Below are 26,306 nucleotides of genomic sequence, written 5' to 3' on the forward strand. Positions count from 1 at the left end.
CTGATCGTCAGGCCGGCGCGCGCCAGCGCCGGCATACCAGATCGCCCGGTTCGCCGGACACGGCGACCGCGGCGGCATAGCCCGGCGGCATGGCCACGCTGCGGCAGCTCAGACGATTCGCCTGTGCGTCGTCCGGGCACAGAATGCCGCTGCCGCCCGACTGCAGCACGCTGAAGGCGCGCAGCGGAATGCCCAGCCCACGACCCCAGGCCTTCACGCAGGCCTCCTTGCGGGTCCACAGCGCATGGAAGGCATCGAGCCGGCGCTCTCCGGCGGCCGCGATGGCCGCCCTCTCGTCGTCGGCGAACACCTGGGCGGCGACCGCGTCCAGATCGTCGTGTGCGCTGACCGCTTCCACATCCACGCCGAGATCGCGGCCGCGGGCCAGTGCCACCAGCACCACATCGCCCGAATGCGACAGATTGAAGCGCAGATCGTCGTGACTGCCGGCAGGCAGGCTGGGCTTGCCGTAGGCGCCGGTGGTCAGCGCCAGATCGCATGCTCGCTGGCCGGTGTAACGCGCCAGCAGGTCGCGCAGCACCGCGTGGGCGAGCACGAACAGGGCGCGGTCCTGTGGCTGTTTCAGGCGTGCCGCGCGTGCGCGCTCTTCCGCGCTCAGCGTGCTGTCGTCCACGTCGTCGCCGCGCTCGGCCAGCCACAGGTGCACGGCTGCGCCCTGCAGCAGCGGGCACGACTCATCCGGCATGGTTTTCCCCTGCGCAGTCCTCTTCCAGACGCTGACGGATCAGCCCGGCCAGCGCGTCCACATGTGGCGGTTTCATCATCAGGCCGTGGCTGCCGCTGACCGAATGCAGGGTGAGGTTGCCGCCGACCCGGCGTGACCAGCCCAGCAGCGGGTCGCTTGCCTCCAGCCGCGACACGTCCGCGATGTAGAGGTCGACCTGACCCGCGTACATGCGCGGACGGTAGCTCCAGTGCGCCCACCAGTGCGCCGAGGCGCCGTCCGGAAAGCCGCCTGGCGGCTTCAGGCCCAGCGTGTGCAGCAGCGCGTGGGTGAGCCGGTCGCGCTGCAGTACCGGTCGCAGGCGCGCGCGCAGCCGGCCGATCAGCCCGCTGCCCGCCGGGCGCCGGTATACGCCGGGCGCCCAGGTGTCGAGCAGGCCGAGGAAGGCGATCTGCTCGCCGGCTGCGTGAAGCTGCTGCGCCATTTCGAACGCCACCGTGCCGCCGCTGGAAAAGCCGGCGATGCGGTAGGGCCCGTGCGGCTGCTGTTCGCGCATCGCCGCGATGCAGTCGGCGGCGATCGCCTCCACCGAAGTGCGGGCCGGCTCACCGCCGCCGACGCCGACCGCGTTCAGGCCGATCACCGGCTGGTCTTCCGGCAGCGCGCGCGCCAGCTCGAAGTAATGGAACAGATTGCCGCCTATGGTGTGTACGCAGAACAGCGGCGGACGCTTGCCGCTGGCGCGTATCGGCACCCGCAGCGGCCAGCGCACGTGGCCGCTGGCGTCGCGCAGCAGACCGGCGATGGCGCGCACGGTACGGGCGCGGAACCAGAAGGTATCCAGCGGAAGCCGCAGGCCGAAGCTGCGTTCGATGGCGTCGGCCAGCCTGACCGCCATCAGCGAATGTCCGCCGATGGCAAAGAAATCGTCCTCCACCGACAGCCCGTCGCGGCCGAACAGGCTTTCCCAGATCGCCAGCAGGTGGCGTTCGGCCGCATCGCGTGGCCGGCTGCCCTGGGCGCTTCCGCCAGCGCTGACCGGATCGGGCAGGCGGTTGCGATCAAGCTTGCCGTTGGCGGTGAGCGGGAAACGGTCGAGCGCGATCACCGCCGACGGCAGCATGTAGTCCGGCAGCCGTTCGGCCAGCCGGGCGCGCAGCGTGCTGCCGTCCAGACCTTCTCCGGCGGCCCAGGCCAGCAGCCGCCGTTCGCCGGCCGGTGTCGCGCGCAGCATGACCGCGGCCTGCTGCACGCCGGACAGGGCGGCGAGCGCGGCCTCGATTTCGCCCGGTTCGATGCGGAAGCCGCGCAGCTTGATCTGGTCGTCGTTGCGGCCGATGAAATCCAGCGTGCCGTCGGCACGCCAGCGCACCCGGTCGCCGCTGCGGTAGAGCCGGGCGTCGGCGTCCGCCGACCACGGATCGGGCACAAAGCGTTCGGCGCTCAGATCCGGTCGGCCGAGATAGCCGCGCGCAACGCCGGCGCCACCGATGTACAGCTCGCCTTCCACGCCCACCGGCACCGGCTGCATCGCGGCGTCCAGCACACAGGCCGTGGTGTGGGCAATCGGCCGGCCGATCGGAATGGCGCTGCAGTCCTCCGGCAGCGGCGATGGAATGGTATGGCAGCAGGTGAAGGTGGTGCCTTCGGTCGGACCGTAGCCGTTGATCAGCGTCACGCCGGGCAGCGCGGCCTGGGCGCGGCGCACATGTGCCACCGACAGCGCCTCGCCGCCGGTGAGCAGCTGGCGCAGCCCGCGCAGCGCCTCCGGTCGTTCGTCAATCAGGGTGTTGAACAGCGCCGCGGTCAGCCAGAGCGTGCTGATGCCGTGTCTGCGGATGACCGCTTCCAGCCCGGTCGCGGTCGGCACGGCTTCCGGATACACCACGCAGCGTGCGCCATTGAGCAGCGCGCCCCACAGTTCGAAGGTGGCGGCGTCGAAGGTGGGCGGCGCCAGCAGCAGGAAGGTTTCGTCGGCATCCAGCTTCGCATAGGCCCTGTCCGGTCCGGGGCGCGCCAGACGGACCACGCTGCGCTGCTCCACCATGACGCCCTTGGGCTGGCCGGTCGAGCCCGAGGTGTAGAGCACGTAGGCGAGGTTGCGCGCGTTTCCGGCGGGCGGCGGGTTGCCGGCCGGTGCGTTGCGGATGGCGTCGTCGTCGGGATGCAGGCGTTGCACGCCTTCGAGCGCCGGCGCATCGGGTGCGGCCAGCACGATGGTCACGCCGGCATCGCGCAGCATGTAGTCGATGCGTGCGGCCGGATAGTCCGGATCCACAGGCAGATAGGCGGCGCCCGCCTTGACGATGCCCAGCAGGGCGATCGCCTGCTCCAGCGAACGCTTCATGCACAGGCCGACACACTGGTCGGGGCCGGCACCGAGCATGCGCAGCCGGTGGGCGATGCGGTTGGCGCGCGCATTCAGCTCGGTGTAGGTGAGCACGACACCGTCGCCGATCAGCGCCACGGCTGCCGGGTGCTGCTGCACCGTCTGTTCGAACAGCTGCGCGAGGGTCGCGTCGGTCGGCAGGTCGTGGCTGCCGGCATGGCTCCATTCATCCAGCGTGGAGCGTTCGCGGGCGGTCAGCAGCGGCAGGTCGGTGACTGCGGCGGCATCCGCCGCAACGAAACCGTCCAGCAATGTGCGGAAGTGACCGGCCATGCGCTCGATGCTTGCGTGGTCGAACAGTGCGCTGGCGTATTCGAGTGCGGCCTGAAGCGTGTCGCCGTTGTCACGGACTTCCAGCGTGAGGTCGAACTTGGCGACAGGCCGGTCGACCGGCAGCGCTTCGGCCGGGAGGCCGTCCAGCGCCAGTCGCATGTCGTCGGCCGGCTGCAGCACGAACAGCGTCTGGAATAGCGGATTGCGCCCGCGGTCACGCGCGGGCTGAAGGGCGCGCACCAGGCCTTCGAATGGCTGGTCCGAGTGGTCGAAGGCGGCCAGTACCCGGTTGCGCACGTCGGCCAGCAGTTCCGGCAGCGGCTGGTCGGCCGCAATTGCGATGCGCATCACCAGCGTATTTACGAACAGCCCCGCCACGCCATCGAATTCGCTCTGGTCCCGCCCGGCCACCGGCGTGCCGATGGCGATGTCGTCCTGCCGGCTCCAGCGCGCGAGCAGCAGTGCCCAGGCGGCGAGCAGCACCATGTAGAGCGTGCAGCCGTTGCGCCGGGCGAGCGCACGCAGCCGTGTGGTCAGTGCGGCGTCGAGTACGCAGGTGACGCTGCCTCCCCGATGGTCGGGCTGCGCCGGCCGCGGTCGGTCGGTGGGCAGCTCGAGTACCGGCAGCTGATCCAGTGCCGCGCTCCAGTAGGCGAGCAGGTGAGCCCCGCGCGGACCGGCGAGCCGGGCCTGCAAGCGGGCGGCATGGTCGGCGCAGGTGAGCGGCAGCGGGGGCAGCGAGGCCGGCCGGTCGTGCAGCAGGGCGTCGTAGAGCGCAGACAGATCGCGGCGCAGCACACCCTGCGACCAGCCGTCGGACACCATGTGGTGCACCACCCACTGCAGGATGGTGTGACCGTCATCCCCCGTCCAGAGCGCCGCTCTCGCCAGCGGCGGGCTGTCCAGCGCGAACGGACGCAGCGCATGGGCCTCTGCACCGTCTTCGGTGATCCGCTCGAGCGGACAGTGGGCATGGGCGGCGATCTGCTGCACCGGCGTGCCATCGACGTCCATGAAACCGGTGCGCAGCGCCGGATGGCGGGCCAGCAGCGCATTCAGCGCGGCCTGCAGCAGGCCTTCGTCGTGACTGCCCGGAAGCCGCCAGCGTTCGACGATGTGATACAGCCCCGGATGATCGGTCCACTGTTCGATGAACCACAGGGCGGCCTGAGCCGGCGTGCAGGGCGCGCGCGCATCGTCCGGCGAGGTCACCGTACCGTCATCCAGCGGCGTGGTCAGCCGCTGCGCCTGCAGCCGGGGTGCCAGTTCGGCCGGTGTGGGCAGCTCGAACAGCGTGCGCAGCGGCAGTTCGACATCGAACATCCGGCTGATGCGGCTGATCAGCCGGACGGCCAGCAGGGAGTGGCCGCCCAGTTCGAAGAAATGGCTGTGAGGCGTCGCCTGCGGCAGGCCCAGAACGTCGGCCCACATTTCGCAGAGCATGCCTTCGACCGGCGTGCGGGGCGTGCTGCCGCTGTCGTGGCTGACGGACAGGTCCGGAGCAGGCAGCGCATCGCGGTCGAGCTTGCCGTGCGGGGTGCGCGGCAGGCGGTCGAGTGCGACCAGTGCTGCCGGCACCATATGGGCAGGCAGGGACTGCGCCAGCGTGCGCTTCAGTGCGGCGGTGTCCGGATCTCCATTCGTGCCGCGCACGTAGCCGATCAGGCGGGCGCAGCCCGGGCTGTCCTCGCGCAGCACCACCACCGCTTCGGCCACCGACGGATCGGCGGTCAGCGCGGCCTCGATCTCGCCCGGCTCGATGCGGAAACCGCGCAGCTTGATCTGGTGGTCGGTCCGCTGCAGGAAGATCAGGCTTCCGTCAGCGCGTCGGCGCACGCGGTCGCCGGTGCGGTAGAGCCGTGCGCCGGGCGTCGCCGACAGCGGATCGGGCAGGAAGCGTTCGCCGCTCAGTTCGGGACGGCCGAGGTAGGCGCGCGCGAGACCGATGCCGCCGAGGTAAAGCTCGCCGGCGACGCCGACCGGCACCGGCTGCATGGACTCATCGAGCACGTGCGCCCGCATGTTGGCGATCGGGCGGCCGATCGGTACTTCGTCGTCATCGACGCTGCAGGTCCACCAGGTGGCGTCGATGGCCGCTTCGGTCGGCCCGTACAGGTTGTGCAGCCGGGCCGTCGAGCCGGTGAGGAAGCTGCGCACCAGGTCCGGTGCCAGCGCTTCGCCGCCGCAGAACATCTGGCGCAGCGACGGCGCACCGGTGAAGCCGTGTTCCTCGACCAGCGCGCGCAGCAGCGACGGTACGGTCTGCATCACGGTGATGCGGTCGCGCACGACCTGGCGGGCCAGCAGCGCCGGGTCACGCGGAATGCCCTCGTCGGCCAGCACCATCTGTCCGCCGCACAGCAGCGGCGCCAGCAGCTCCCACACCGAGGCGTCAGCGGAGATGCCGGTCTTCAGCAGGATGCGGTCATCGGCGCCGAAGCCGAATGCCGAAAGCATCCAGTGCATGTGATTGCAGATCGCCGCGTGGCTCACCATGACGCCCTTGGGCTGGCCGGTCGAGCCCGAGGTATAGATGACGTAGGCCAGGTGATCGGGGCCCGCCAGCAGCGGCAGATCCTGCTCAGTGTCGTCGCCCGAAGCCGATGCATCATCCACGCACAGAACGACGGCATCGCTCGCATCCACGCTGTCCTTCAGCGCACGCTGCGTGAGCAGCACAGGCGCCGCCGCGTCGTTGCGCATGAACTGCGCCCGTGCCGCCGGAAAGTCCGGATCGATGGGCAGCCAGGCGCCACCGGCCTTCAGCGTAGCGAGTATCGCCACCACCAGATCGACACTGCGCTGCATGCGCACCGCCACCACCACGTCGGGGCCGACGCCGAGTGCGTGCAGTCGGTGGGCGAGGCGGTTTGCGCGGCGGTTGAGCGCGTCGTAGCCGACGGTGGAGCCGGCATGGACGAGCGCGATGGCATGGGGCGTGCGTGCGACCTGCTGTTCGAACAGCGACACCAGGGTGTCGGCCGGATTGCGGGGTACGGCGGTGTCGTTCCAGCGCTCGACGATGAGCGCGCGCTCGGTGTCGGTGAGCAGGGGCAGGGTGGCGACGGTTCTGTCCTGGTGGCGTGCGAATGCGCGCAGCAGGGTGGTGTAGTGGCCGGCCATGCGTTCGATGGTGGCCGGCTCGAACAGGGCGCTGGCGTACTCGAACACGCCGTCGAGCGCACCGTCGCGCTCGCTCAGATCCAGCATCAGGTCGAATTTCGCATGGACGTGCGGCGTACCTTCGGCGGACACCGTCAGCCCGGACAGCGCCAGCGTGTCCGCCGGCGCGTTCTGCAGCGCGAACATGACCTGGAAGAGCGGATTGCGTGCGGGGTCGCGTACCGGTCGCAGCGCCTCGACCAGTTTCTCGAACGGCATGTCGGCGTGGTCGAAGGCGGCGAGCGAGGTGGCGCGTACGCGTTCGAGCAGCTGGGGAACGGACAGCGCGGGATCGACGTCGGCGCGCAGCACCAGGGTGTTGGCGAAGAAGCCGATGAGCGGGTCGAGGCTGGGGTGGCTGCGTCCGGCGACCGGCGTGCCGACGACGACCTCGCGCTGTGCGCAGTAGCGCGCGAGCAGCAGCTGGAATGCGGCGAGCAGCACCATGTAGAGGGTGCAGCCGTGCTGTCGGGCGAGCGCGTGCAGGTCGTGGGTGAGGGCGGCATCGACGGTGATCGGCAGGCGTGCGCCGCGGTGGTCGGCGCGGGCCGGACGCGGGTGATCGGTGGGCAGTGCGAGCGTGGGCAGCTCGTTGAGCTCACGGCGCCAGAACTCGAGCAGGCGGTCGAAGGCGGGCCCGGTCAGGGCCTGTCGCTGCCAGAGCGCGAAATCGGGGTACTGCAGCGGCAGCTCGGGCAGCGCGGAGGTGCGGTGGTGCAGGGCGTCGGCGTAGAGCTGGGCCAGTTCGCGGTTGAGCACGGACACCGACCAGCCATCGGACACGATGTGATGGATGACGATCTGCAGGGTATGGCGGTCGGGCGCGGAGCTGGCAGAGGCGGTGCTGAGTGCGACGCGCAGCAGCGGGGGCTGGGCCAGATCGAAGGGTCGGTGTGCGTGCTCGTCGAGCCCTTCGTGCGGGATGAACTCGATGGCGCAGTGGGCGCTGGAGAGCAGGCGCTGGCGGGGTTCGCCGTCGCGCTCGATGAAGCCGGTGCGCAGCGCTTCGTGGCGGGTGACCAGTGCGTCGAGCGCGGCCTGCAGCGCGGCCGTGTCCAGTGCGCCTTCAAGCTGCCAGCGGCTCACCACATGGTAGAGGCCGGCGCTCATTCCCCACTGTTCCATGAACCACAGGCGGCTCTGCGCGAATGCGCAGGGCAGCTCATCATCGTGGGCGACGCGCTGAGGTGCCGGCGGCGGACTGCCATCGCCGCGCAGCGAATGCAGCAGCGTGTCCATCGCACTGACGGTGGGCGCGTCGAACACCGCGCGCAGCGGCAGGTCGACCTCGAACAGCTGGCGTATGCGGCTGGCCAGCCGGGCGGCCAGCAGCGAGTGACCGCCCAGTTCGAAGAAGTGCGCGTCCGGGCCGATCTGGGGACGTTCCAGCACGTCGGCCCACAGTTCGGCCAGCGCCTGCTGTCTGGGCGTGCGTGCCGCGCCTGCGCTTTCGGCAGTGATGTCCTGCGCAGGCCAGGGCAGCGCGTCACGGTCGATCTTGCCATTCAGCGTCAGCGGCAGCTGGGCCAGCAGCACGATGCACGACGGCAGCATGTAGTCGGGCAGGGTGCGCGCCAGCGCGTTGCGCAGCGCGGCCGGGTCCAGTCCGTCGCCGGCGGCCCAGGCGATCAGGCGGCCGTTCTCGTCCGGCATGACCGCGGCCTGACGCACGCCGGGCAGCGCGTCGAGCGCAGCTTCGATTTCGCCCGGCTCGATGCGGAAACCGCGCAGCTTGAGCTGTCTGTCCTGCCGTCCGGCGAAAGCCAGACTGCCGTCGGCACGCCAGCGCACGCGGTCGCCGGTGCGATACAGCCGTGCACCGGGCGCCGTCGACAGGGGGTCGGGCACGAAGCGCTCGCCGTTCAGCGCAGGTCGCTTCAGATAGCCGCGGGCCAGACCGGCGCCGCCGATGAACAGTTCGCCTTCCACGCCGACCGGCACCGGCTGGCTTTCCGCATCCAGTACCCGCACCAGTGCGTTGGCGATCGGCCGGCCTATGGGGGGCGCTTCAGCGGGCGCATCGGTCGGCAGGTCTCCGCTGCCGTTCTGCCAGGTCCACCAGGTGGTGTCGATGGCCGCTTCGGTCGGCCCGTACAGATTGTGCAGCCGGGCCTGCGAGCGGGCGGCGAAGCGTCGGCCCAGTTCTGCGTCCATCGCCTCGCCGCCGCAGAACACATGCCGCAGCGTGCCGCAGAGTGGGAAATCGGTTTCATCGACCAGCAGATGCAGCATGGCCGGCGTCACGTCCCACAGCGTGACGCCGTGCGCGCGGGTCAGCGTGAGCAGGGCGCTGCCGTCGGCCCGGCGTGCGGCGTCGACCAGCACGCAGCGGCCGCCGTGCAGCAGCGGTGCGAACAGCTGGCCGACCGACACGTCGAAGCCGGGCGACGCCTGCGTGAGCATGGCGTCGTCCGCACCCAGGCCGAAGGTGCTGCCCAGCCACAGCATGCGGTTGCACAGCGCACCGTGCTCCAGCAGCACGCCCTTGGGTTCGCCGGTCGAGCCGGAGGTGTAGAGCACGCAGGCGGCGCTGCTGCCGTCGATGTCCGGGCGCGGGTCGCTTTCCGGTTCGCCGGCCAGTGCGGCATCGTCCGGCCGCAGCGTGAGCCGCTCACTGTCCTCATGTGTCTGCTGCGCGATGCACAGCACCGCTTCCGCGTCGTCCAGCATCCAGCGTACGCGGGCGTCAGGCAGCGCGATGTCCAGCGGCAGGCAGGTGGCGCCGGCCTTCATGATGCCGATCAGCGCGACCGCCCAGTCCGGCGAGGTGTCGAGCTGTACGCCGACTACTGAGCCCGGTCGTACACCGAGTGCGTGCAGTCGGTGGGCGAGGCGGTTTGCGCGGCGGTTGAGCGCGTCGTAGCCGACGGTGGAGCCGGCATGGACGAGCGCGATGGCGTGGGGCGTGCGTGCGACCTGCTGTTCGAACAGCGACACCAGGGTGTCGGCCGGGTTGCGGGGTACGGCGGTGTCGTTCCAGCGCTCGACGATGAGCGCGCGCTCGGTGTCGGTGAGCAGGGGCAGGGTGGCGACGGTTCTGTCCTGGTGGCGTGCGAATGCGCGCAGCAGGGTGGTGTAGTGGCCGGCCATGCGTTCGATGGTGGCCGGCTCGAACAGGGCGCGGGCGTACTCGAACACGCCGTCGAGCGCACCGTCGCGCTCGCTCAGTTCCAGCGTCAGGTCGAACTGCGACAGGCCGCTGTCCAGCGGCAGCGGGCGGGCGTCTGCGCCCTGCAGAGACAGTTCGCCGGCCGGCATGTTGCGCAGCGCGAACATGACCTGGAAGAGCGGATTGCGTGCGGGGTCGCGGACCGGTCGCAGCGCCTCGACCAGTTTCTCGAACGGCATGTCGGCGTGGTCGAAGGCGGCGAGCGAGGTGGCGCGTACGCGTTCGAGCAGCTGGGGAACGGACAGCGCGGGATCGACGTCGGCGCGCAGCACCAGGGTGTTGGCGAAAAAGCCGATGAGTGGGTCGAGGCTGGGATGGCTGCGTCCGGCGACCGGCGTGCCGACGACGACCTCGCGCTGTGCGCAGTAGCGCGCGAGCAGCAGCTGGAATGCGGCGAGCAGCACCATGTAGAGGGTGCAGCCGTGCTGTCGGGCGAGTGCGTGCAGGTCGCGGGTGAGGGCGGCATCGACGGTGATCGGCAGGCGTGCGCCGCGGTGGTCGGCGCGGGCCGGACGCGGGTGATCGGTGGGCAGTGCGAGCGTGGGCAGCTCGTTGAGCTCACGGCGCCAGAACTCGAGCAGGCGGTCGAAGGCGGGCCCGGTCAGGGCCTGTCGCTGCCAGAGCGCGAAATCGGGGTACTGCAGCGGCAGNTCGGGCAGCGCGGAGGTGCGGTGGTGCAGGGCGTCGGCGTAGAGCTGGGCCAGTTCGCGGTTGAGAACGGACACCGACCAGCCATCGGACACGATGTGATGGATGACGATCTGCAGGGTATGGCGGTCGGGCGCGGAGCTGGCAGAGGCGGTGCTGAGTGCGACGCGCAGCAGCGGGGGCTGGGCCAGATCGAAGGGTCGGTGTGCGTGCTCGTCGAGCCCTTCGTGCGGGATGAACTCGATGGCGCAGTGGGCGCTGGAGAGCAGGCGCTGGCGGGGTTCGCCGTCGCGCTCGATGAAGCCNGTGCGCAGCGCTTCGTGGCGGGTGACCAGTGCGTCGAGCGCGGCCTGCAGCGCGGCCGTGTCCAGTGCGCCTTCAAGCTGCCAGCGGCGCACTGCGTGGTGCAGCGTGCCGGTTTCCGGCCACTGTTCCAGCAGCCACATGCGGGTCTGGGTGTAACTGGCCGGGAACAGCTGTGCCTGCCGGCCATCGTCCAGCGTCTGGCCGGGCGTGCGGGCCTGTGCCCAGGGGCCTGCGCGCAGCGTGTCCGGTCGCGCGCGCGCGCGCAGTGCTTCAAGCTGGCGTGGGCTGAGCTGCCCGGAGCGGCCGGTCATCGGGCTGACTCCTCAGGCTGCGTTGGCGTTGCCGTCCGCGGCGCCGATCAGCGCTTCCAGTTCGGCCACCAGCGCGCCGCCCATCTGTTCGCGCAGCGCCCGCGCCAGTTCGGCGATGGTCGGGTGGCGGAACAGCAGCGTGGTCGGCAGATCGACCGGCAGCAGTTCGGTGACCCGCGCCACCACCCGCACCGCCTTCAGCGAATCGCCGCCGAGTGCGAAGAAGTTGTCGTGGATGCCGGGCGATGCGTTGTCCAGGACCGCTTCCCAGGCCTGGGCCAGCACCCGCTCGACCACGTCGCGCGGCATTTCACGCGGCGAGCGGCGGGCGGACGCGAGGCGCTCGGCCATGCCGATGCGCTGCATCTTGCCGGTCGCACCCTTCGGGATTTCATCGACCAGCAGCAGTTCGCTCGGCACCTTGAAGTCGGCCAGCAGGGTGAACAGGTGGGCGCGCAGCCCGGCGGCGTCGGTCAGCGCGTGCGGGCGCAGCACCACCGCCGCCGCGACGTCCTCGCCCAGCGTGGCGTGCGGCACCGCAAAGGCGAGCGCCTGCGCGACATCCGGGTGGCCGAGCAGCACTTCGTCGATTTCGCGCGGCGTGATCTTCTCGCCGCCGCGGTTGATCATTTCCTTGAGCCGGCCGGTGATGAACAGATAGCCGTCGGCGTCGAAATAGCCTTCGTCGCCGGTGCGGAACCAGTCGCCGCTGAAAGCGCTGCGGTTCGCGTCCGGATTGGCGTGGTAGCCGTGCATCACGTTGGGTCCGCGGATCGCGATCTCGCCTCGCACGCCGGCATCCAGCTCGGCGCCGGCAGGGTCGAGGATGGTCATGTTCGGCCCGGCTGGGCGGCCGACCGAACCCGGCTTGCGCGGCTGCGGCGGCAGCGGGTTGCTGGCCATCTGGTGCGCCGCTTCGGTCATGCCATAGGCTTCGACCACCGGGCAGCCGAAGTGCGCTTCGAGCGCGGACAGCGTGGCCGGGGCCAGCGCGGCGGAAGACGAACGGATGAAGCGCAGCGGCCGGGCCGGCCGGCGTTCGCCGGCGGCGGCCAGCACCGCCTGGTGCATGGTGGGCACCGCGGTGTACCAGGTGGCGCCGCAGGCATCCATCCAGTCGAAGAAGGCCGGCAGCTGCAGGCCGGGCGCGCACACGGTACGGCCACCGGCGGCCAGCGGGGCCAGCAGGCCGGCCACCAGCCCGTGTATGTGGAACAGCGGCATCGCGTTCAGTGCGCAGTCGTCCGCGCCCAGCGCCAGCGATGCGGCCACGTGCTTCATCGATGCGGCGAGATTGGCTTGACTGAGCGGCACCTGCTTCGGGCGTGAGGTGGTGCCCGAGGTGTGCAGCACCAGCGCGATATCGTCCGGCGATGCGTTGTCGGCGAATGCGGCGCTGTCGTCCGCACACAGGCCGGTGTCGACCTCGATCAGCGGCAGGCCGCGCGCCTGCGCCACTTCGCGGGCCAGTGCCGGGCTGTCCGGCGTCACCACGATGGCGCGCACCGCCAGATCGTCGATGTAGAAGTCGAATTCGCTGCGCGGGTACTGAGGGTTGAGCGGTGCGCAGGCGGCCGCCGACAGCGTGCCCAGCACCGCCAGTGCCATGTCCGGCCCGTTCGGCGCGATCACCGCGACCCGGTCCTCGCGCGCAATGCCCAGCGCCCGCAGGCGGGCAGCGACCGCACGCATGCCGGCGGCCAGGCCTGCGCGCGTGACGGTGCGGCCATCGGCAGCGAGCAGCGCGGCCTGCCGGCCATCGGTGTCGGCATGGGTGCGGAGCAGGGCGGTAACGGTGAGCGCGGTAGGCGAGGCGAAGGACATTGCGGCCTTTCTTGTTGTGTCGTGTTTCTGATGTTCGGACTGACGGCGTGCGGCGGCCTCCCCAGGCACGCCGCTTTCAACCTGCATCATAGGGGGGAGGCCGGTTACACCCTGTTAAATTTGCGGCTGCCAGACGCCATCTCGCCGTCCAGCGTGAGCTATTGCGCGGATAGTCGCGCCATCAGGTACCCTCGCCGGCCTGTTGTTCCGCTTTTTCCATCCATGAGCGCGCCTGCCCTCGTTCCGAGCCCTGCCCTGCGTGTGCTGTCCATCGTCCCGCCGATGACGCAGCTGAACACGCCCTACCCGTCCACCGCCTATCTGACCGGCTTCCTGCGTTCGCGCGGCGTCGATGCGGTGCAGGCGGATCTGGCGCTGGAACTGGTGCTGGATCTGCTGTCGCGCGACGGGCTGGCCACGCTGCGTGACGCCTGCGAGGCGCTGCCGCACAAGAAGCGGCCGCACGCGGCGGCCAGTTTCGCGGCGCAGTACCCGCGCTATGCGCAGACCATGGCGGCGACGCTGGCTTTCCTGCAGGGGCGCGACCCGACGCTGGCGCACCGCATCGCGTCGCGCGGCTTCCTGCCCGAAGGCCCGCGCTTCGAATCGCTGGAGGTCTATATCGACCCGGAGGGCGGCGATCCGCTGGGCTGGGCCTTCGGTGCGCTGGGCGTGCAGGACCGCGCGCGCCACTTCGCGACGCTCTATCTGAACGACGTGGCGGACGCGATCCGCGAGGCGCTGGACCCACGGTTCGAATTCGTCCGCTACGCCGAATCGCTGGCGCAGAGCCAGCCCAGCTTCGATCCGCTGGCGCAGGCGCTGGCGGCAGCGCCGACTGCGGTCGACCGCGCGCTCGACCGTCTGACCCGCGCCGCTCTGGAACGCCACCGGCCGCAGGTCGTGCTGCTGTCGGTGCCCTTTCCCGGCTCGGTGTACGCCGCCTTCCGCATCGCGCAGACGGTGAAGGCGGTCAACCCCGCCATCGTGACCGTGCTCGGCGGCGGTTACGCCAACACCGAACTGCGCGAACTGGCCGAGCCGCGGGTGTTCGATTTCTTCGACTACGTAACGCTGGACGCCGGCGAGCGGCCGCTGCTCGCGCTGCTCGACCATCTGGCCGGCCGCCGTTCGCGGCAGCGACTGGTGCGCACCTTCCTGCGCGAGGCGGATGGGGACGAGGGCGCAGGCGCTGTGCGCTACGTGAATTTCGCTGAGCCGGACGTGCCGTTCGAGGAAGTCGGCACGCCGACCTGGGACGGCCTGCCGCTGGACCGCTACCTGTCGCTGCTGGACATGCTCAACCCGATGCACCGGCTGTGGTCGGACGGGCGCTGGAACAAGCTCACGGTGGCGCACGGCTGCTACTGGAAGAAGTGCAGCTTCTGCGACGTGAGCCTGGACTACATTTCGCGCTATGACGCGGCCAGCGCCACCGTGCTGGCCGACCGCATCGAAGCCATCGTCGCCGAAACCGGGCAGACCGGCTTTCACTTCGTCGACGAGGCCGCACCGCCGAAATCGCTGCGCGCGCTGGCGACCGAACTGCGCCGGCGCGACCTCAGCATTTCATGGTGGGGCAATATCCGCTTCGAAAAGTCCTTCACGCCCGAGCTGTGCGCAGAACTGGCCGACAGCGGCTGCATCGCCATGTCCGGCGGGCTGGAGGTGGCGAGCGACCGGCTGCTCAAGCTGATGAAGAAGGGCGTGTCGGTGGAGCAGGTGGCGCGGGTGACCCGCGGCTTCGCCGACGCCGGCATCCTGGTGCACGCCTACCTGATGTACGGCTTCCCGACACAGACCGTGCAGGACACGGTCGACGCGCTGGAATACGTACGCCAGCTGTTCGAGCACGGCTGCATACAGAGCGGTTTCTTCCACCGCTTCGCCTGTACCGTGCATTCGCCGGTCGGGCTGAATCCGGAGGAATACGGCGTCACGCTGCAGCCGCTGCCGCCGGTCACCTTCGCGAAGAACGATGTCGGTTTCACCGATCCGACCGGTACCGACCACGACGCGATGGGCGTGGCGCTGAACAAGGCGCTGTACAACTACATGCACGGCATCGGCCTGGACGAGGACGTGCGCAGCTGGTTCGGCGGCCGCGTGCCGAAGACGCGCGTGCCGCACCACTTCATCGAGCGCGCGCTGCACGGCTGAGCCGTGCAGCGCGGCCGGGTCAGCCGAATACCGGCACCGGCGCGAAGCGCCCCTTCAGCACCTGGTCGGCCGCGCCGAGCTTCAGCCAGCCGTCGATCGCGCTGGCATAGGCGTGGCGGAAGTCGGTGGTGTGCACCAGATTGCCGCCGGCATCGAGCACGCCGAGATCGGACGGCGTGCCGTAGTGGCCGCCCTTGACCGCCTTGCCGGCAAAGAACATGACGTTGGCGGTGCCGTGGTCGGTGCCCAGGCTGGTGTTTTCGGCGGCGCGGCGGCCGAATTCCGAAAAGATGAGCAGGCTCACCCGGTCGGCCTGGCCCAGTCTTTCCATGTCGCGAAGGAAGCCGCTGATCGAATCCGCAGTGTAGGTGAGCAGGCGCTGGTGCAGGTCCGGCTGCTGCACGTGGGTGTCGAAGGCATTGTTGCGATAGCCGGCGTAGTAGAGCCGCGCCGGCAGGCCGGCGGCGATGCAGGCGGCCACCTTGGGCAGGCCGAGCGGAACGATGCCGTAGTCGATCGGCGTCTTGTAGCGCGACCAGGCTTCGCGCACCGCCAGCGACGATTCGCGCGCGCTCACCGCCACCTGTTCGAGGAAGCGGCGCGAAGGGTTGTCGGTGCTGGCCACCGTCACGTCGTCGAGCAGCGCGCGTTCTTCGTGCAGCGCGCTGCGCATGAAACGCTCCGGGTCGTCGAACACCACCGGCGTATGCACCCTGCTGCGCACCGCCAGCGACTGCGTGCTGTCGATGTTGAGCACATAGTTGGGCGTGGGCTGGGGCGACATGGTGTCGGCCAGGCGGCCGACCCAGCCGTAGTCGTCGCCGCTGTTCGGCGTGGCCGTATGCCAGTAGGCCATGGACGTGAAGTGAGAGAACGACGGATTGTCGTAGCCGCAGCCATGCACGATGGCGAGCTGCCCGTCCTTCCACAGCCGCTCGAAGCCGGCCAGGCCCGTGTTGAAGCCGAAGCGCTCGTCCAGCCTGCGCAGTTTGTCCGGCCGGATGCCGATATTGGGGCGCAGCCGGTAGTAGCGGTCGTCGGCGTAGGGCACGACCGTGTTCAGGCCGTCGTTGCCGCCGGACATTTCGAACACCACCAGGATGCGGTTGTCCGCTTCGGCCGCAGCCGCGGCGCGGGCGATGGTGCCGAACAGGCCGGGCACGAACAGGCCGGCGGAAGCTTTCAGGATGCGGCGGCGGGTGTGGTCTGTACTCATGGTGCGGACTCCGGTGCGTTCAGGCTGTGTCGGTGCGTGGAGGCGGGTCAGCCCAGCTGGTACTCGGGGCGGCTCAGCAGCAGGTGCAGCAGCACGCGCAGCGGATCTTCGGCGTAGCTGGCGGCGGCTTTCAGGTCGGCGGTGCCCAGTTCCTTCTGCAGGAAGGCGGACAGCTTGCCGCGGGTGGCCGCGTCCAGCGGCACCGACAGGAAACGTCCTTCCAGATAGCCGACCGCCTGGTCCGGGGTGCGGCAGCCCGCGCCCAGCACCATGCCGGTCAGATCCAGCCGGGCCACGGTGCGCGGAATCGGCTTCACCCGTTCCACCGCCATCTGCCAGCCGCGGTAGCTGCCGTAGCGGGTGTTGAAATCCTCGTTGCGGTCGCCGTTCATCGTCGACATGGCCATCATTTCCATGCCGCCGGCACCGCCGCCCGGCTTGGTGGCGGTGGTCAGGTCCTGCCCGCTGCGCACCCGCTCGTGCAGGTCACGGATTTCGTAGCCGGCCTGGGCCAGCGGGTAGCGGTCGCCCGGGATGTAGTTGATGTCCGGCAGCACCACGTCCAGCGCGAAGTTGCCGCGTTCCAGCAGCAGGCCCGGCGTGATCCAGCTGCGGCCCTGGGCCCAGCCGGCCACGGTGGGCGGATGCATCAGGCGCTGACCGAGCGCCGAGGTGGTTTCGTTGAAGTCGGGCACGCCCGGCACCTCGGCGAGCCCGAGCTTGCGGTAGGTCGACACCAGCAGTTCCACCGGCCCCTTGATACGGGTGGCCACCGATTCCGGCGCGTAGAAATCGCGCGACAGGAAAATGCTCTCAAGGAAGGGCGCTATCTCGTAATTGGCCGCCTTCAGCCGCCGGCCCAGTTCGGCCGCCAGCGCAGGATCGACGTCCTCGCGCACGAAGTGGCGGTACAGCTTGCTGGCCAGGAATTCCGGCGTGGCCGGCTGGTCGAGGATGATGTCGATCACCTGCACACCGTCGAAGCGACCGCGCCGGCCCAGCACCGCCTTGGCGCCGTCGTCGTGGCGGTCGGCGTCGATGTGGAAGGCGGTGCCGCGGAAATTCCAGCCGGTGAAGGCGCGCGCCGCTTCACGGATGTCCTGTTCGCCGTAATGGCCGACGCCCATGGTGAACAGCTCCATGATTTCACGGGCGAAGTTCTCGTTCGGCGCACCTTTCACATTCACCGCGGCATCGAGGAAGGCCAGCATGGCCGGGTCCTGCGCGACGCCGATCAGCAGGGTGCGGAAGTTGCCGAGCCCCTGCTTCTGGAACAGGTCGAGCTGGATCAGCATCTTGCGGTAGTCGCGCACCTTCTCTTCGTTGGTGGCGAAATGGCCGTGCCAGAACAGGGCCATCCGCTCTTCCAGCGGCCGCGGCGAGGTGAGCATGCGGTTGGCCCACCAGTAGGCGACGCGGTCGGTTTCAAGCCGGCTGGCGCGCAGCCAGTAGAAGAACTTGTTCACCACCGGCTGCATGCGGCGATTGCCGTCCTGCTTGACCTGCACGCCGAGCGCTTCGCCCTGGGCGCGTGCCAGATCGGTGGTGGCCGGCCGGCTGGCCGGGAAGGGATCCAGTCCGTCGTCGAATACGCCGGAGTGCTCGAACGGCGGCAGCGTTGTCGCCGGCACGCCTTCGAAGCGCACCAGACGGCGCACTGCCTGCGCCGGGGTCAGTAGGGCCAGGGCATCGACCTGTTCCGGCGTGCCACCGAAGCCGGCGCGCTCCAGCAGGTGAGCGGCGCGGGCGCGGTTCCAGTCCGCGGGCGCGATCGGGGCGAGGTCGCCGGCCCAGGGCGAGGCGGCGGCTGCGTAAGCGCTGCAGGCCATCACCGTGAGTGCGATCAGGCCGGACAGCCGCCGGCGGGAAGCGAAGGAGGACATCGCGGACATCTCCGGAAAGGATGCAGAAATATAGGGCGGGGCGCCGTCCGGCCTCACGTGCAATTTGCCCTGCGCCTCTAGGGATATTCTCGATTCCCGCCAGCGGGCGGCACCCGCTCCCGTTACCGGCTGGTGCTGGACGGTTTCTGGCGCGCTGGGTATGCTTTTTTCGACGCCCGCCCCGTGTAACCGGAGTTCTGCCGTGTCCACCGCATCCCTGGTCAGCATCCCGCTCAGTTCCCGCCTGCTGCGCACCATGCGCGACGTGGCCATCGACAACGCCCGCCAGCTGCTGCACGAAGCGCCCCTGCTGCTGCGTCACCACCACCATGCGCGTGCAGCGCTGCTGGCCCGGGTGGCGATCGAGGAGGTCGGGCGCGCGGTGCAGGCCTTCGACGCGCTTGGTCGCAACGTGACCGACGAAGCGGTGGCGATGCGGGTGAAGCTCAATTTCGAGGACTACCCGAAGCGCATGAATGCAGCGGTTTTTCCCTTGCTGCTGGAAGAGCCGCAGCGGCGCGACGAGGTGATGGCGCAGATCGACGACCTGATCGAAGCCGGCCAGAATCCGCGTGATCCGGCGCTGTATACCGGCGTCGATTCACTGACCGGCCGCGTCACCACGCCCAACGGCTCGATCGGCCCGGCGGCCGCTTCGCGCCGGGTCGCACTGGCGAAGGACATTTTCGCGCGTGGCGAAATGCTGGTGCTGTTCACGCCACCCAAGCTGCGCACCCGCGCCGAAGACCGCGCGTTCGCGCTGCGGCCGGGCGAACTGATCGCCGCCCGTCAGGGTGCGGAGGCGTGGGAGGTGTATATCGAAAACATCCGCGCCGGCGATGCGCGTTTCGATTCCGCACTGGACGAAATGCGCCGGCGCGCTGCGGACGGCGAGCGCTGAACGGCCGCCGTCAGCCTTCCGGCCTGTCGTCCCACAGCGAACTGCCGGCCGGGCCGGGCGCGCTGAAACCGAAGTGACGGTAGATGGCCGCGGTGGCCACCCGGCCGCGCGGCGTGCGCTGCAGATAGCCCTGCTGGATCAGGTAGGGCTCCAGCACGTCTTCGATGGTGTCGCGCGATTCGCCGATCGCGGCGGCGAGGTTGTCCACGCCGACCGGACCGCCGTCGAACTTGTCGATCACCGCTTCGAGCAGCTTGCGGTCCATCAGGTCCAGACCGACGCTGTCCACATCCAGCATGATCAGCGCCGCATCGGCGACTTCGCGCGTGATGGTGCCGTCGGCCTTCACCTGCGCGTAGTCGCGGCAGCGGCGCAGCAGGCGGTTGGCGATGCGCGGCGTGCCGCGTGAGCGGCGCGCGATTTCCAGGCTGCCGGCGTCGTCGATGGCGCAATCGAGCAGCCGGGCCGAGCGGCGCACGATGAGCGCCAGTTCGTCCGCAGAGTAGAACTCGAGCCGGGCGACGATGCCGAAGCGGTCGCGCAGCGGGTTGGTCAGCATGCCGGCGCGTGTGGTGGCGCCGACCAGCGTGAACGGCGGCAGGTCGAGCTTGATCGAGCGCGCGGCCGGGCCTTCGCCGATCATGATGTCGATCTGGAAATCCTCCAGCGCCGGGTAGAGGATTTCCTCCACCACCGGGCTCAGGCGGTGGATTTCGTCGATGAACAGCACGTCGTTCGGTTCGAGATTGCTCAGTATTGCGGCCAGATCGCCGGCGCGTTCCAGCACCGGGCCCGAGGTCTGGCGCAGATTGACGCCCATTTCCGCGGCGACGATGTGGGCCAGCGTGGTCTTGCCCAGGCCCGGCGGGCCGAACAGCAGCACGTGGTCCAGCGGCTCGCTGCGGCCACGCGCGGCGGCGACGAAAATGTCCAGCTGGTCGCGGATCTTCTGCTGGCCGATGTATTCGTCGAGCCGCTTCGGCCGCAGTGCGCGCTCCAGCGCGTCTTCCTGCGGGCTGGCGGTCGCGGCCGACACGATGCGCGGGCCGCTGGGCAGGGAATCGGTCTGGATGGCCATGATGCAGTCCTTCTTCAGACGTCCGACGGGTTGATCCAGCGCCACTCGCCCGGCGCCAGATCGGCCGGCAGTTCCAGACTGCCGACCGCCACCCGGTGCAGCGCCTCGCAGCGGTTGCCGGCGGCGGCCACCATGCGTTTGACCTGGTGGTACTTGCCTTCGCCTATCGTGATGGCCAGCCGGTTCGCATCCAGCTGTTCGACCGCGTGCGCGGCCACCGACACGCCGGGCGCGTCGTTCAGTTCGACGCCGCCGCGCAGCGCGGCGAGCTGGGCGTCGTCCACCGGGTGCTTCGTCGTGGCGACATAGCGCTTCAGCACGCCGTGCTTGGGCGAAGTGAGCCGGTGGATGAACTGGCCGTCGTCGGTCAGCAGCAGCAGGCCGGTGGTGTCCTCGTCCAGCCGGCCGACGCACTGCACCGCGCGCACCACCAGCGGCGAGGGCAGCAGCGCGAATACCGCCGGATGATGCTTGGGCTTCTGCGAACACTCGTAGCCGGTTGGCTTGTGCAGCATCACGTAGGCCTTCTCGTGATAGCGCCAGGCTTCACCGCTGACCGTGAATTCCAGACCTTCCGGGTCGAGTTCGACGAAGGGATCGTCGACCATTTCGCCGCCGACGGTGACGCGTTCGAGGCGTACCAGCGCGCGGCATTCGCGACGGGTGCCGAAGCCCTGGCTCTGCAGGATGCGTTCGAGTTGCATATCAGTACTTTCCGCCCACATGGGGGTTGTATTTGCGTTCTTCGCCGAAGGTGGACATCGGGCCGTGGCCGGGGATGAAGCGGATGTCGTCACCGAGCGGGAACAGTTTTTCGCGGATCGAGCGGATCAGGTCGCCGTGGTTGCCGCGCGGAAAGTCGGTGCGGCCGATCGAACCGGCGAACAGCACGTCGCCGACCTGGGCCAGCCGGCCGGCGCGGTCGACGAACACCACGTGGCCCGGCGTGTGGCCCGGGCAGTGCACCACGTCCAGCGTCACATTGCCCACGGTCACCGTGTCGCCGTCGGCCAGCCAGCGGGTCGGCACGAAGGGGCGGCAGGGCGGAAAGCCGAACATCTGCGCCTGCACCGGGAAGCCATCTATCCAGAACCGGTCGTCCGGGTGCGGGCCTTCGATCGGCAGATCGAATTTTTCCGCCAGATCCTGCGTGGCGCCGGCGTGGTCGAGGTGGCCGTGGGTGACCAGTATCTTTTCCAGCGTGATGCCGTGCTTCTTCACCTCGGCCAGCACCCGGTCCAGATCGCCGCCTGGGTCCACGACCGCGCCCTTCATCGTTTCGTCGCACCACAGCAGGGTGCAGTTCTGGGCGAAGGCGGTGACCGGAATGATGGCGTGCTGGAGCATGGGGTGTTGCCGTTGCGGGAAAGCGACATTGTACGTGGCGCCGGCGTGCGCTCCGACACGCGCATGCCGCTCACGGGCAGACAGAACCGCCGCGAGCGGTTAGGGTCGACGCCGGAATTCCGACTTCGAGGTTGCCTGCCGTGATCGATCTCCATTTCTGGCCCACCCCCAATGGCTACAAGGTGTTGATGTTCCTGGAGGAATCCGGGCTCGAACACCGCGTCGTGCCGGTCAACATCGGTGCCGGCGAGCAGTTCAGGCCGGCGTTTCTGGCCATTTCACCGAACAACCGGATGCCGGCCATCGTCGATCACGCGCCTGCCGGCGGCGGTGCGCCGCTGTCGGTGTTCGAATCCGGCGCCATCCTGCTCTACCTCGCCGAAAAGACCGGGCGCTTCATTCCGGCCGATCTGCGCGGCCGGGTGCAGGTGCTGGAATGGCTGTTCTGGCAGGTCGGCGGCCTCGGCCCGATGGCCGGGCAGAACCACCATTTCGTGCAGTACGCGCCGGAGCCCATCGCCTACGCGATCAAGCGCTACGTCGATGAAACCGGCCGGCTGTACGGCGTGCTGAACAAGCACCTGGCCGACCGTGCCTTCATCGCCGGCGACGACTACACGATTGCCGACATGGCCGCCTATCCCTGGGTGGTACCGCACAGGCGCCAGCAGATGGATCTGGACAACTTCCCGCACCTGAAGCGCTGGTTCGCGGCTATCCATGCCCGTCCGGCCACGGTCCGTGCCTATGAGCGCGGCGGGCTGGTGAGTGACCGGCCGGTGGTGGACGAGCAGTCGCGCAAGCTGCTGTTCGGCCAGAACGCCGATACGGTGGCGAAGCAATGAGGCTGTGCTAGGCTGCAAAAGCCGTTTTCAACCTCGTCAGTGTTCCTTCGGGAGAAAGACAATGAGCACCGAAAAGCTGATCCACGACGCCGCCGACCAGTGCGACTGGGACCCCGACATGGTGGTCAGCGTACTGGCTGATTTCATCGACGAGTTCTGCGATCCGGACGATTTCAAGGCCTTCCTCGAAGCACGTGTCGCCGAAGAGGCGGATGACGACTACGAGGAAGAAGACGAGGAAGAGGGCGGTGACGACGAGGACTACTGAGCCGGGATCATCGTGTGCCGGTCAGCGGTGCGCGCTCAGCGCGTGAAGTCGCCGTCCAGGTAGTACCAGCGACCGTTCTCGCGCACGAAGCGGCTGGTTTCATGCAGCCGGTGCGCCCGGCCTGCCATCTTGCTGCGGGCGACGAATTCCACCGTGCCGTGGTCGGCGTCGCTCAGCGTGTGCGCTTTCACGTCCAGCCCCAGCCATCTGAGGCCGGGTTCCGGCGGCGGCAGATTCTGCGGGCGGGTGTCCGGATGCCAGGTCGCCAGCAGGTAGTCGCGCCGGTCCAGCACGAAGGCGCTGTAGCGCGAGCGCATCAGCGCCTCCGGTGTCGGCGCCGCCTCGCCGGCGTGGAAGCGGGCGCAGCAATCATCCGCCGGACGACCGCTGCCGCAGACACAGGCCACCACCGGCGCGGGTTTCAATACTTGCTTACCCGGGTATTGCCGCTGGCGCCGACCAGTTTCACCCGGTCGCCCGGATTGAATTTCTCGTCACCTTCCTGCACCACCGCGATCACGTTGCCGTTGTCGAGCCGTATCGTGATTTCAAGGCCGGAACGGCGGGTGGCGCCTTCTTCGATCAGCGCGCCGGCCACGCCGCCGACCACTGCGCCGGCGATGGCGCCAGCGGTGGAGCCGCGTCCGCCAGCAAGGCCGCCGATGGCGGCGCCCGATGCAGTGCCCACATGGGATTTGGTGCCCTCGATGGTGACCGGGCGCACGCTTTCCACCGTGCCCATGCGCACCGACATTTCGCGGCGTGCCTGGTCACGCGAATAGGTGTCGCCGGACAGGCTGGACTGGCAGCCGGCCAGCGCAATGCCGGCCAGCATCAGCGCGGGAAGCGCCAAGCGGTTCATGTCATGTTCTCCTTGTGTTCTTCACTCGTTGCCGGCCTGCGGCCGGTCAACCGTTCATTTAACGCGTGCGCTGCGCGGCCGTCCTGCCGCAATCGTGAGCAGTTGTTTCGCTGCTCAGAAATCCAGTGCGCTGCCGAAGGCGGCACGGTAGCGGCGTTCGATCTCGGTGCGGGTCGGTGCGTGGTTCTGGCCGCCGCGGCAGGCGATCTTGATTGCACCCATGACCGAAGCCAGGCGGGCCGCATTCACGATGCCGGCGCCGCGCGACAGGCCGTACAGCAGGCCGCCGCGGTAGGCGTCGCCACAGCCGGTCGGGTCAACCAGTGCGTCCGCCGGAACGCAGGCCACCTCGGTCACCGTGCCGTCGTGATAGACGCGCGAACCTTCGGCACCACGGGTGACGATGAGCGCCTCGACCCTTTCCGCGACCTGCGCTTCGCTGAGGCCGGTGCGGTCGCACAGCATGCGCGCCTCGTAGTCATTGACCGTGCACCAGGTCGCCAGTTCGAGGAAGTGCAGCAGATCCTTGCCGTCAAACATCGGCATGCCCTGGCCCGGATCGAAAATGAAGGGCGTGCCGGCGTCGGCGAACTGCTGGGCGTGGGTGAGCATGCCGTCGCGGCCGTCCGGCGCCACGATGCCCAGTTTCACGCCCTGTGCGTCGCCGACCCGGTTCTCGTGCGAAAAGCTCATCGCGCCCGGGTGGAAGGCGGTGATCTGGTTGTCGTCCAGATCGGTGGTGATGAAGCACTGCGCGGTGAAGGCGTCATCGATGCGGCGCACGTGGGTGACCGGAATGCCCAGCGCGGCGAAACGTTCGAAGTAGGGGGCGGCGTCCTGACCCACGGTGGCCATCATCAGCGGCTCGCCGCCCAGCAGCTTCAGGTTGTAGGCGATGTTGCCGGCACAGCCGCCGAACTCGCGCCGCATGTCCGGTACCAGGAAGGACACGTTCAGAATGTGGATCTGGTCCGGCAGGATGTGATGCTTGAAGCGGTCCGGAAAGACCATGATGTTGTCGTAAGCGATCGAGCCGCAGATGAGGACGGACATGAAGGGCGGGCCTGTCGGGGAAAACCGCGAGTATACGACCCCGGCCAGCGGCCGGTACGCGGTGTCAGAGGCCGTCGCCGCGCGCCAGTCGCAGGTCTTCGGCGCTGCGCACCGCGTTGCGCAGCCGGCCGGCGAAGCGCTCGGCCACGCTGGCCCAGTCCAGCCCTTCGACGCTGGCGCGGGCGCCGGTCGTCATCCGCGCGCGCAGCGCGTCGTCAGTGCCGGCACGCAGCACCTGGGCGATGAAGGCGGCTTCGTCGCCGGGCGGCGCCAGCAGGCCGTTATGGCCGGCGTCCACCAGTTCGGCGGCGGCTGCCTGCGCGTAGCTGACCACCGGCAGGCCGCTGGCCAGTGCTTCGGTCAGCACGTTGCCGAAGGTTTCGGTCAGGCTGCCGAACAGGAAGAGGTCGGCGCTGGCGTAGTGCATGGCCAGATCTTCGCCGCTGCGCATGCCGGCGAACAGGTGGTGCGGATACTGGCGCGCCAGCGATTCGCGCGCCGGGCCGTCGCCCACCCACAGCATGCGCGCGTCCGGCCGCTGCACGCGCAGCGTTTCGAAGGCGCGCGCCACCAGATCGAGGTTCTTTTCCGGCGCCAGCCGGCTCACGAATGCGACCACCAGATCCTGCGGGCCGACGCCCCAGGCGGCCCGCAGCGCCTGATTGCGGCGAGCCGGTGAGTACAGCGTGGTATCGACGCCGCGCGACACCACTTCGAGATTGCGGTAGCCGCAGTCGGCCAGCTGTGCCTGCAGCGCGCGGGTGGGCACGAAGGTGGCGTGACCGAGATTGTGGAAGCGGCGCAGATAGGCGGCGATCGGCCGCTTCAGCCAGCGCATGCCGTAATGCGCGCTGTAGGCGTCGAAATTGGTACGGAAGTCGCTGGTGACCGGCAGCTTGAGCTTGCGCGCGGCGGCCATCGCCGACCAGCCGAGCGGGCCTTCGGTGACCAGATGAACCAGATCAGGCCGTTCCAGCGTCCACAGTTTTGCCAGCTTCTGCTTGGCCGGCAGGCCGACCCGCAGGCTGCCGTACTTGGGAATGGGTACGCCGCGCGCCAGCACTTCGCGCAGCGGGCCGTCGCGCTGGGGCGCATCGGCGGCGTGCTGCTTCGGGCGGATGAGCTGCACCCGGTGACCGCGCGCCAGCAGGCCGTCCACCATGCGCTTGAGGCTCATCGCGACGCCGTTGATTTCCGGCGGCCAGGTTTCGGTCACCACCGCGATGCGCAGCGCCTCGTCGGCGCCATGCAGGCGTTCGACCGTGAAGGCGATGTCGGGACTGAACTCGGAGCGGCGCATGCCGGCAGTGTCCGGTGCGGTCAAGGCAGACACGTGACGGGTGCGTGACGCTGTCGTGACAGCGTGGTGCGGGGGGCGGCCGGCAGGTAGACTGATGGTTTCAGCCGCCCGTCCGCCCATGTTCCTGCTGCGCTCCCTGTTCGCTGCCGCCGTGCTGCTGTCTGCCTTGCCGGCAGTGGCGGAAGAGTTGCGCGTGCAGGCGCCGCAGACCTTGTCCGGCGACGCTGCCGCCGGCTTCGCGCCGCTGCTGGCACCGCATGCCGGCAAGCCGCTGCTGATCAATTTCTGGGCGTCCTGGTGCGAGCCCTGCCGCGAAGAGATCCCGGCGCTGGCGGCGCTGCAGGCGCGCGGCGTCCGGGTGCTCACGGTGGCGGTGGCCGACCGCGAGGCGGACGCGCAGCGTTTTCTCGGCGGTGCTGGCCCCGGTCTGCCGCTGGCGTTTGACCGTGACCAGAAGCTGAGCCGCGCGCTCGGGGTCACGCTGCTGCCCTACAGCCTGGTGCTGGATGCCCGGCACCGCGTGGTGGCGCGGGTCGAGGGCGCGTTGGACTGGAGCGATGCATCGGTCATCGCCACGCTGAACAGGCTCATGCAGTAAACAACAGATATACGAAGGAAGGATGTAC

The 26,306-nt window shown here is 69.3% G+C and carries 17 protein-coding genes; 5 read left to right on the plus strand and 12 right to left on the minus strand.

The genetic code is table 11. The features are described from left to right. Window positions 1-7: 7 nt before the first annotated feature. The 3 genes from METUNV2_RS0101605 to METUNV2_RS0101615 form a co-directional block, all read right to left on the minus strand. Complete coding sequence (locus METUNV2_RS0101605) at window positions 8-706, minus strand: 4'-phosphopantetheinyl transferase family protein (protein ID WP_018227771.1); 699 nt, start codon at window positions 704-706, stop codon at window positions 8-10. Continuing rightward, complete coding sequence (locus METUNV2_RS0101610; RefSeq protein WP_018227772.1) at window positions 696-10,943, minus strand: non-ribosomal peptide synthetase; 10,248 nt, start codon at window positions 10,941-10,943, stop codon at window positions 696-698. Before METUNV2_RS0101610 ends, METUNV2_RS0101605 begins: the two co-directional genes overlap by 11 nt. Before the next feature lie 12 nt (window positions 10,944-10,955). Next, window positions 10,956-12,767 carry an AMP-binding protein gene (locus METUNV2_RS0101615; protein ID WP_018227773.1) on the minus strand — a complete coding sequence of 604 codons (1,812 nt, stop codon included), beginning with the start codon at window positions 12,765-12,767 and terminating at the stop codon, window positions 10,956-10,958. Window positions 12,768-13,028: 261 nt separating this feature from the next. Here METUNV2_RS0101615 and METUNV2_RS0101620 point away from each other — a divergent pair, with 261 nt between their 5' ends. Further along, window positions 13,029-14,927 (plus strand): B12-binding domain-containing radical SAM protein, encoded by a 1,899-nt coding sequence (locus METUNV2_RS0101620; protein WP_018227774.1) that lies wholly within the window; start codon window positions 13,029-13,031, stop codon window positions 14,925-14,927. Between the two features lie 19 nt (window positions 14,928-14,946). On the opposite strand, the gene METUNV2_RS0101625 is transcribed toward METUNV2_RS0101620, so the two are convergent. Together METUNV2_RS0101625 and METUNV2_RS0101630 are read right to left on the minus strand one after the other, a co-directional pair. Continuing rightward, window positions 14,947-16,143 carry a DUF1501 domain-containing protein gene (locus METUNV2_RS0101625; RefSeq protein WP_018227775.1) on the minus strand — a complete coding sequence of 399 codons (1,197 nt, stop codon included), beginning with the start codon at window positions 16,141-16,143 and terminating at the stop codon, window positions 14,947-14,949. Between the two features lie 47 nt (window positions 16,144-16,190). After that, window positions 16,191-18,026 (minus strand): DUF1800 domain-containing protein, encoded by a 1,836-nt coding sequence (locus tag METUNV2_RS0101630; protein ID WP_018227776.1) that lies wholly within the window; start codon window positions 18,024-18,026, stop codon window positions 16,191-16,193. A 202-nt stretch (window positions 18,027-18,228) separates the two neighbouring features. Between METUNV2_RS0101630 and METUNV2_RS0101635 the strand changes: the two genes are divergently transcribed. Beyond that, a complete protein-coding gene (locus METUNV2_RS0101635) occupies window positions 18,229-18,927 on the plus strand; it encodes an AbiV family abortive infection protein (RefSeq protein WP_018227777.1) in 699 nt (232 codons plus the stop codon). 10 nt (window positions 18,928-18,937) lie between these two features. Here METUNV2_RS0101635 and ruvB read toward each other — a convergent pair whose 3' ends face one another. The 3 genes from ruvB to METUNV2_RS0101650 are packed head-to-tail and all read right to left on the minus strand — an operon-like array spanning window position 18,938 to window position 21,352. After that, entirely contained in the window at window positions 18,938-20,005 is a 1,068-nt protein-coding gene (gene ruvB / locus METUNV2_RS0101640) for a Holliday junction branch migration DNA helicase RuvB (protein WP_026187785.1), read from the minus strand. Between the two features lie 14 nt (window positions 20,006-20,019). Beyond that, window positions 20,020-20,709, minus strand: coding sequence for a pseudouridine synthase (locus tag METUNV2_RS0101645; protein WP_018227779.1), 690 nt, complete (start codon window positions 20,707-20,709; stop codon window positions 20,020-20,022). Window position 20,710: 1 nt separating this feature from the next. Beyond that, on the minus strand, window positions 20,711-21,352 hold the full coding sequence (locus METUNV2_RS0101650) for an MBL fold metallo-hydrolase (RefSeq protein ID WP_018227780.1): 642 nt from the start codon (window positions 21,350-21,352) through the stop codon (window positions 20,711-20,713). Window positions 21,353-21,492: 140 nt separating this feature from the next. On the opposite strand from METUNV2_RS0101650, the gene METUNV2_RS0101655 reads away from it, so the two are divergent. Continuing rightward, on the plus strand, window positions 21,493-22,197 hold the full coding sequence (locus tag METUNV2_RS0101655) for a glutathione binding-like protein (protein WP_018227781.1): 705 nt from the start codon (window positions 21,493-21,495) through the stop codon (window positions 22,195-22,197). 61 nt (window positions 22,198-22,258) lie between these two features. After that, window positions 22,259-22,465, plus strand: a complete 207-nt coding sequence (locus METUNV2_RS0101660) for a hypothetical protein (protein WP_018227782.1) — start codon at window positions 22,259-22,261, stop codon at window positions 22,463-22,465. A gap of 35 nt (window positions 22,466-22,500) precedes the next feature. On the opposite strand, the gene METUNV2_RS0101665 is transcribed toward METUNV2_RS0101660, so the two are convergent. The 4 genes from METUNV2_RS0101665 to METUNV2_RS0101680 form a co-directional block, all read right to left on the minus strand. Next, window positions 22,501-22,875, minus strand: coding sequence for a YchJ family protein (locus tag METUNV2_RS0101665; protein ID WP_026187786.1), 375 nt, complete (start codon window positions 22,873-22,875; stop codon window positions 22,501-22,503). An 11-nt stretch (window positions 22,876-22,886) separates the two neighbouring features. Next, window positions 22,887-23,327 (minus strand): hypothetical protein, encoded by a 441-nt coding sequence (locus METUNV2_RS0101670; protein ID WP_018227784.1) that lies wholly within the window; start codon window positions 23,325-23,327, stop codon window positions 22,887-22,889. Window positions 23,328-23,441: 114 nt separating this feature from the next. Then, on the minus strand, window positions 23,442-24,380 hold the full coding sequence (locus METUNV2_RS0101675; protein WP_018227785.1) for a carbohydrate kinase family protein: 939 nt from the start codon (window positions 24,378-24,380) through the stop codon (window positions 23,442-23,444). Window positions 24,381-24,444: 64 nt separating this feature from the next. Further along, window positions 24,445-25,680, minus strand: coding sequence for a glycosyltransferase family 4 protein (locus METUNV2_RS0101680; RefSeq protein ID WP_018227786.1), 1,236 nt, complete (start codon window positions 25,678-25,680; stop codon window positions 24,445-24,447). A 94-nt stretch (window positions 25,681-25,774) separates the two neighbouring features. On the opposite strand from METUNV2_RS0101680, the gene METUNV2_RS0101685 reads away from it, so the two are divergent. Continuing rightward, window positions 25,775-26,278: a TlpA family protein disulfide reductase gene (locus tag METUNV2_RS0101685; protein WP_232415583.1), complete on the plus strand. Its 504-nt coding sequence runs from the start codon at window positions 25,775-25,777 to the stop codon at window positions 26,276-26,278. Window positions 26,279-26,306 lie beyond the last annotated feature (28 nt).

Origin of the sequence: Methyloversatilis universalis EHg5 (genome assembly GCF_000378945.1) — a bacterium.
Lineage (GTDB): Bacteria > Pseudomonadota > Gammaproteobacteria > Burkholderiales > Rhodocyclaceae > Methyloversatilis > Methyloversatilis universalis_A.

Bases quoted from the DNA above. Each gene is read 5' to 3' on its own strand.
- METUNV2_RS0101615 (WP_018227773.1), bottom strand. From the start codon at position 12,767: ATGTCCTTCGCCTCGCCTACCGCGCTCACCGTTACCGCCCTGCTCCGC.
- METUNV2_RS0101670 (WP_018227784.1), bottom strand. From the start codon at position 23,327: ATGAACCGCTTGGCGCTTCCCGCGCTGATGCTGGCCGGCATTGCGCTG.
- ruvB (WP_026187785.1), bottom strand. From the start codon at position 20,005: ATGGCCATCCAGACCGATTCCCTGCCCAGCGGCCCGCGCATCGTGTCG.
- METUNV2_RS0101605 (WP_018227771.1), bottom strand. From the start codon at position 706: ATGCCGGATGAGTCGTGCCCGCTGCTGCAGGGCGCAGCCGTGCACCTG.
- METUNV2_RS0101675 (WP_018227785.1), bottom strand. From the start codon at position 24,380: ATGTCCGTCCTCATCTGCGGCTCGATCGCTTACGACAACATCATGGTC.
- METUNV2_RS0101680 (WP_018227786.1), bottom strand. From the start codon at position 25,680: ATGCGCCGCTCCGAGTTCAGTCCCGACATCGCCTTCACGGTCGAACGC.
- METUNV2_RS0101660 (WP_018227782.1), top strand. From the start codon at position 22,259: ATGAGCACCGAAAAGCTGATCCACGACGCCGCCGACCAGTGCGACTGG.
- METUNV2_RS0101625 (WP_018227775.1), bottom strand. From the start codon at position 16,143: ATGAGTACAGACCACACCCGCCGCCGCATCCTGAAAGCTTCCGCCGGC.
- METUNV2_RS0101685 (WP_232415583.1), top strand. From the start codon at position 25,775: ATGGTTTCAGCCGCCCGTCCGCCCATGTTCCTGCTGCGCTCCCTGTTC.
- METUNV2_RS0101630 (WP_018227776.1), bottom strand. From the start codon at position 18,026: ATGTCCTCCTTCGCTTCCCGCCGGCGGCTGTCCGGCCTGATCGCACTC.
- METUNV2_RS0101650 (WP_018227780.1), bottom strand. From the start codon at position 21,352: ATGCTCCAGCACGCCATCATTCCGGTCACCGCCTTCGCCCAGAACTGC.
- METUNV2_RS0101645 (WP_018227779.1), bottom strand. From the start codon at position 20,709: ATGCAACTCGAACGCATCCTGCAGAGCCAGGGCTTCGGCACCCGTCGC.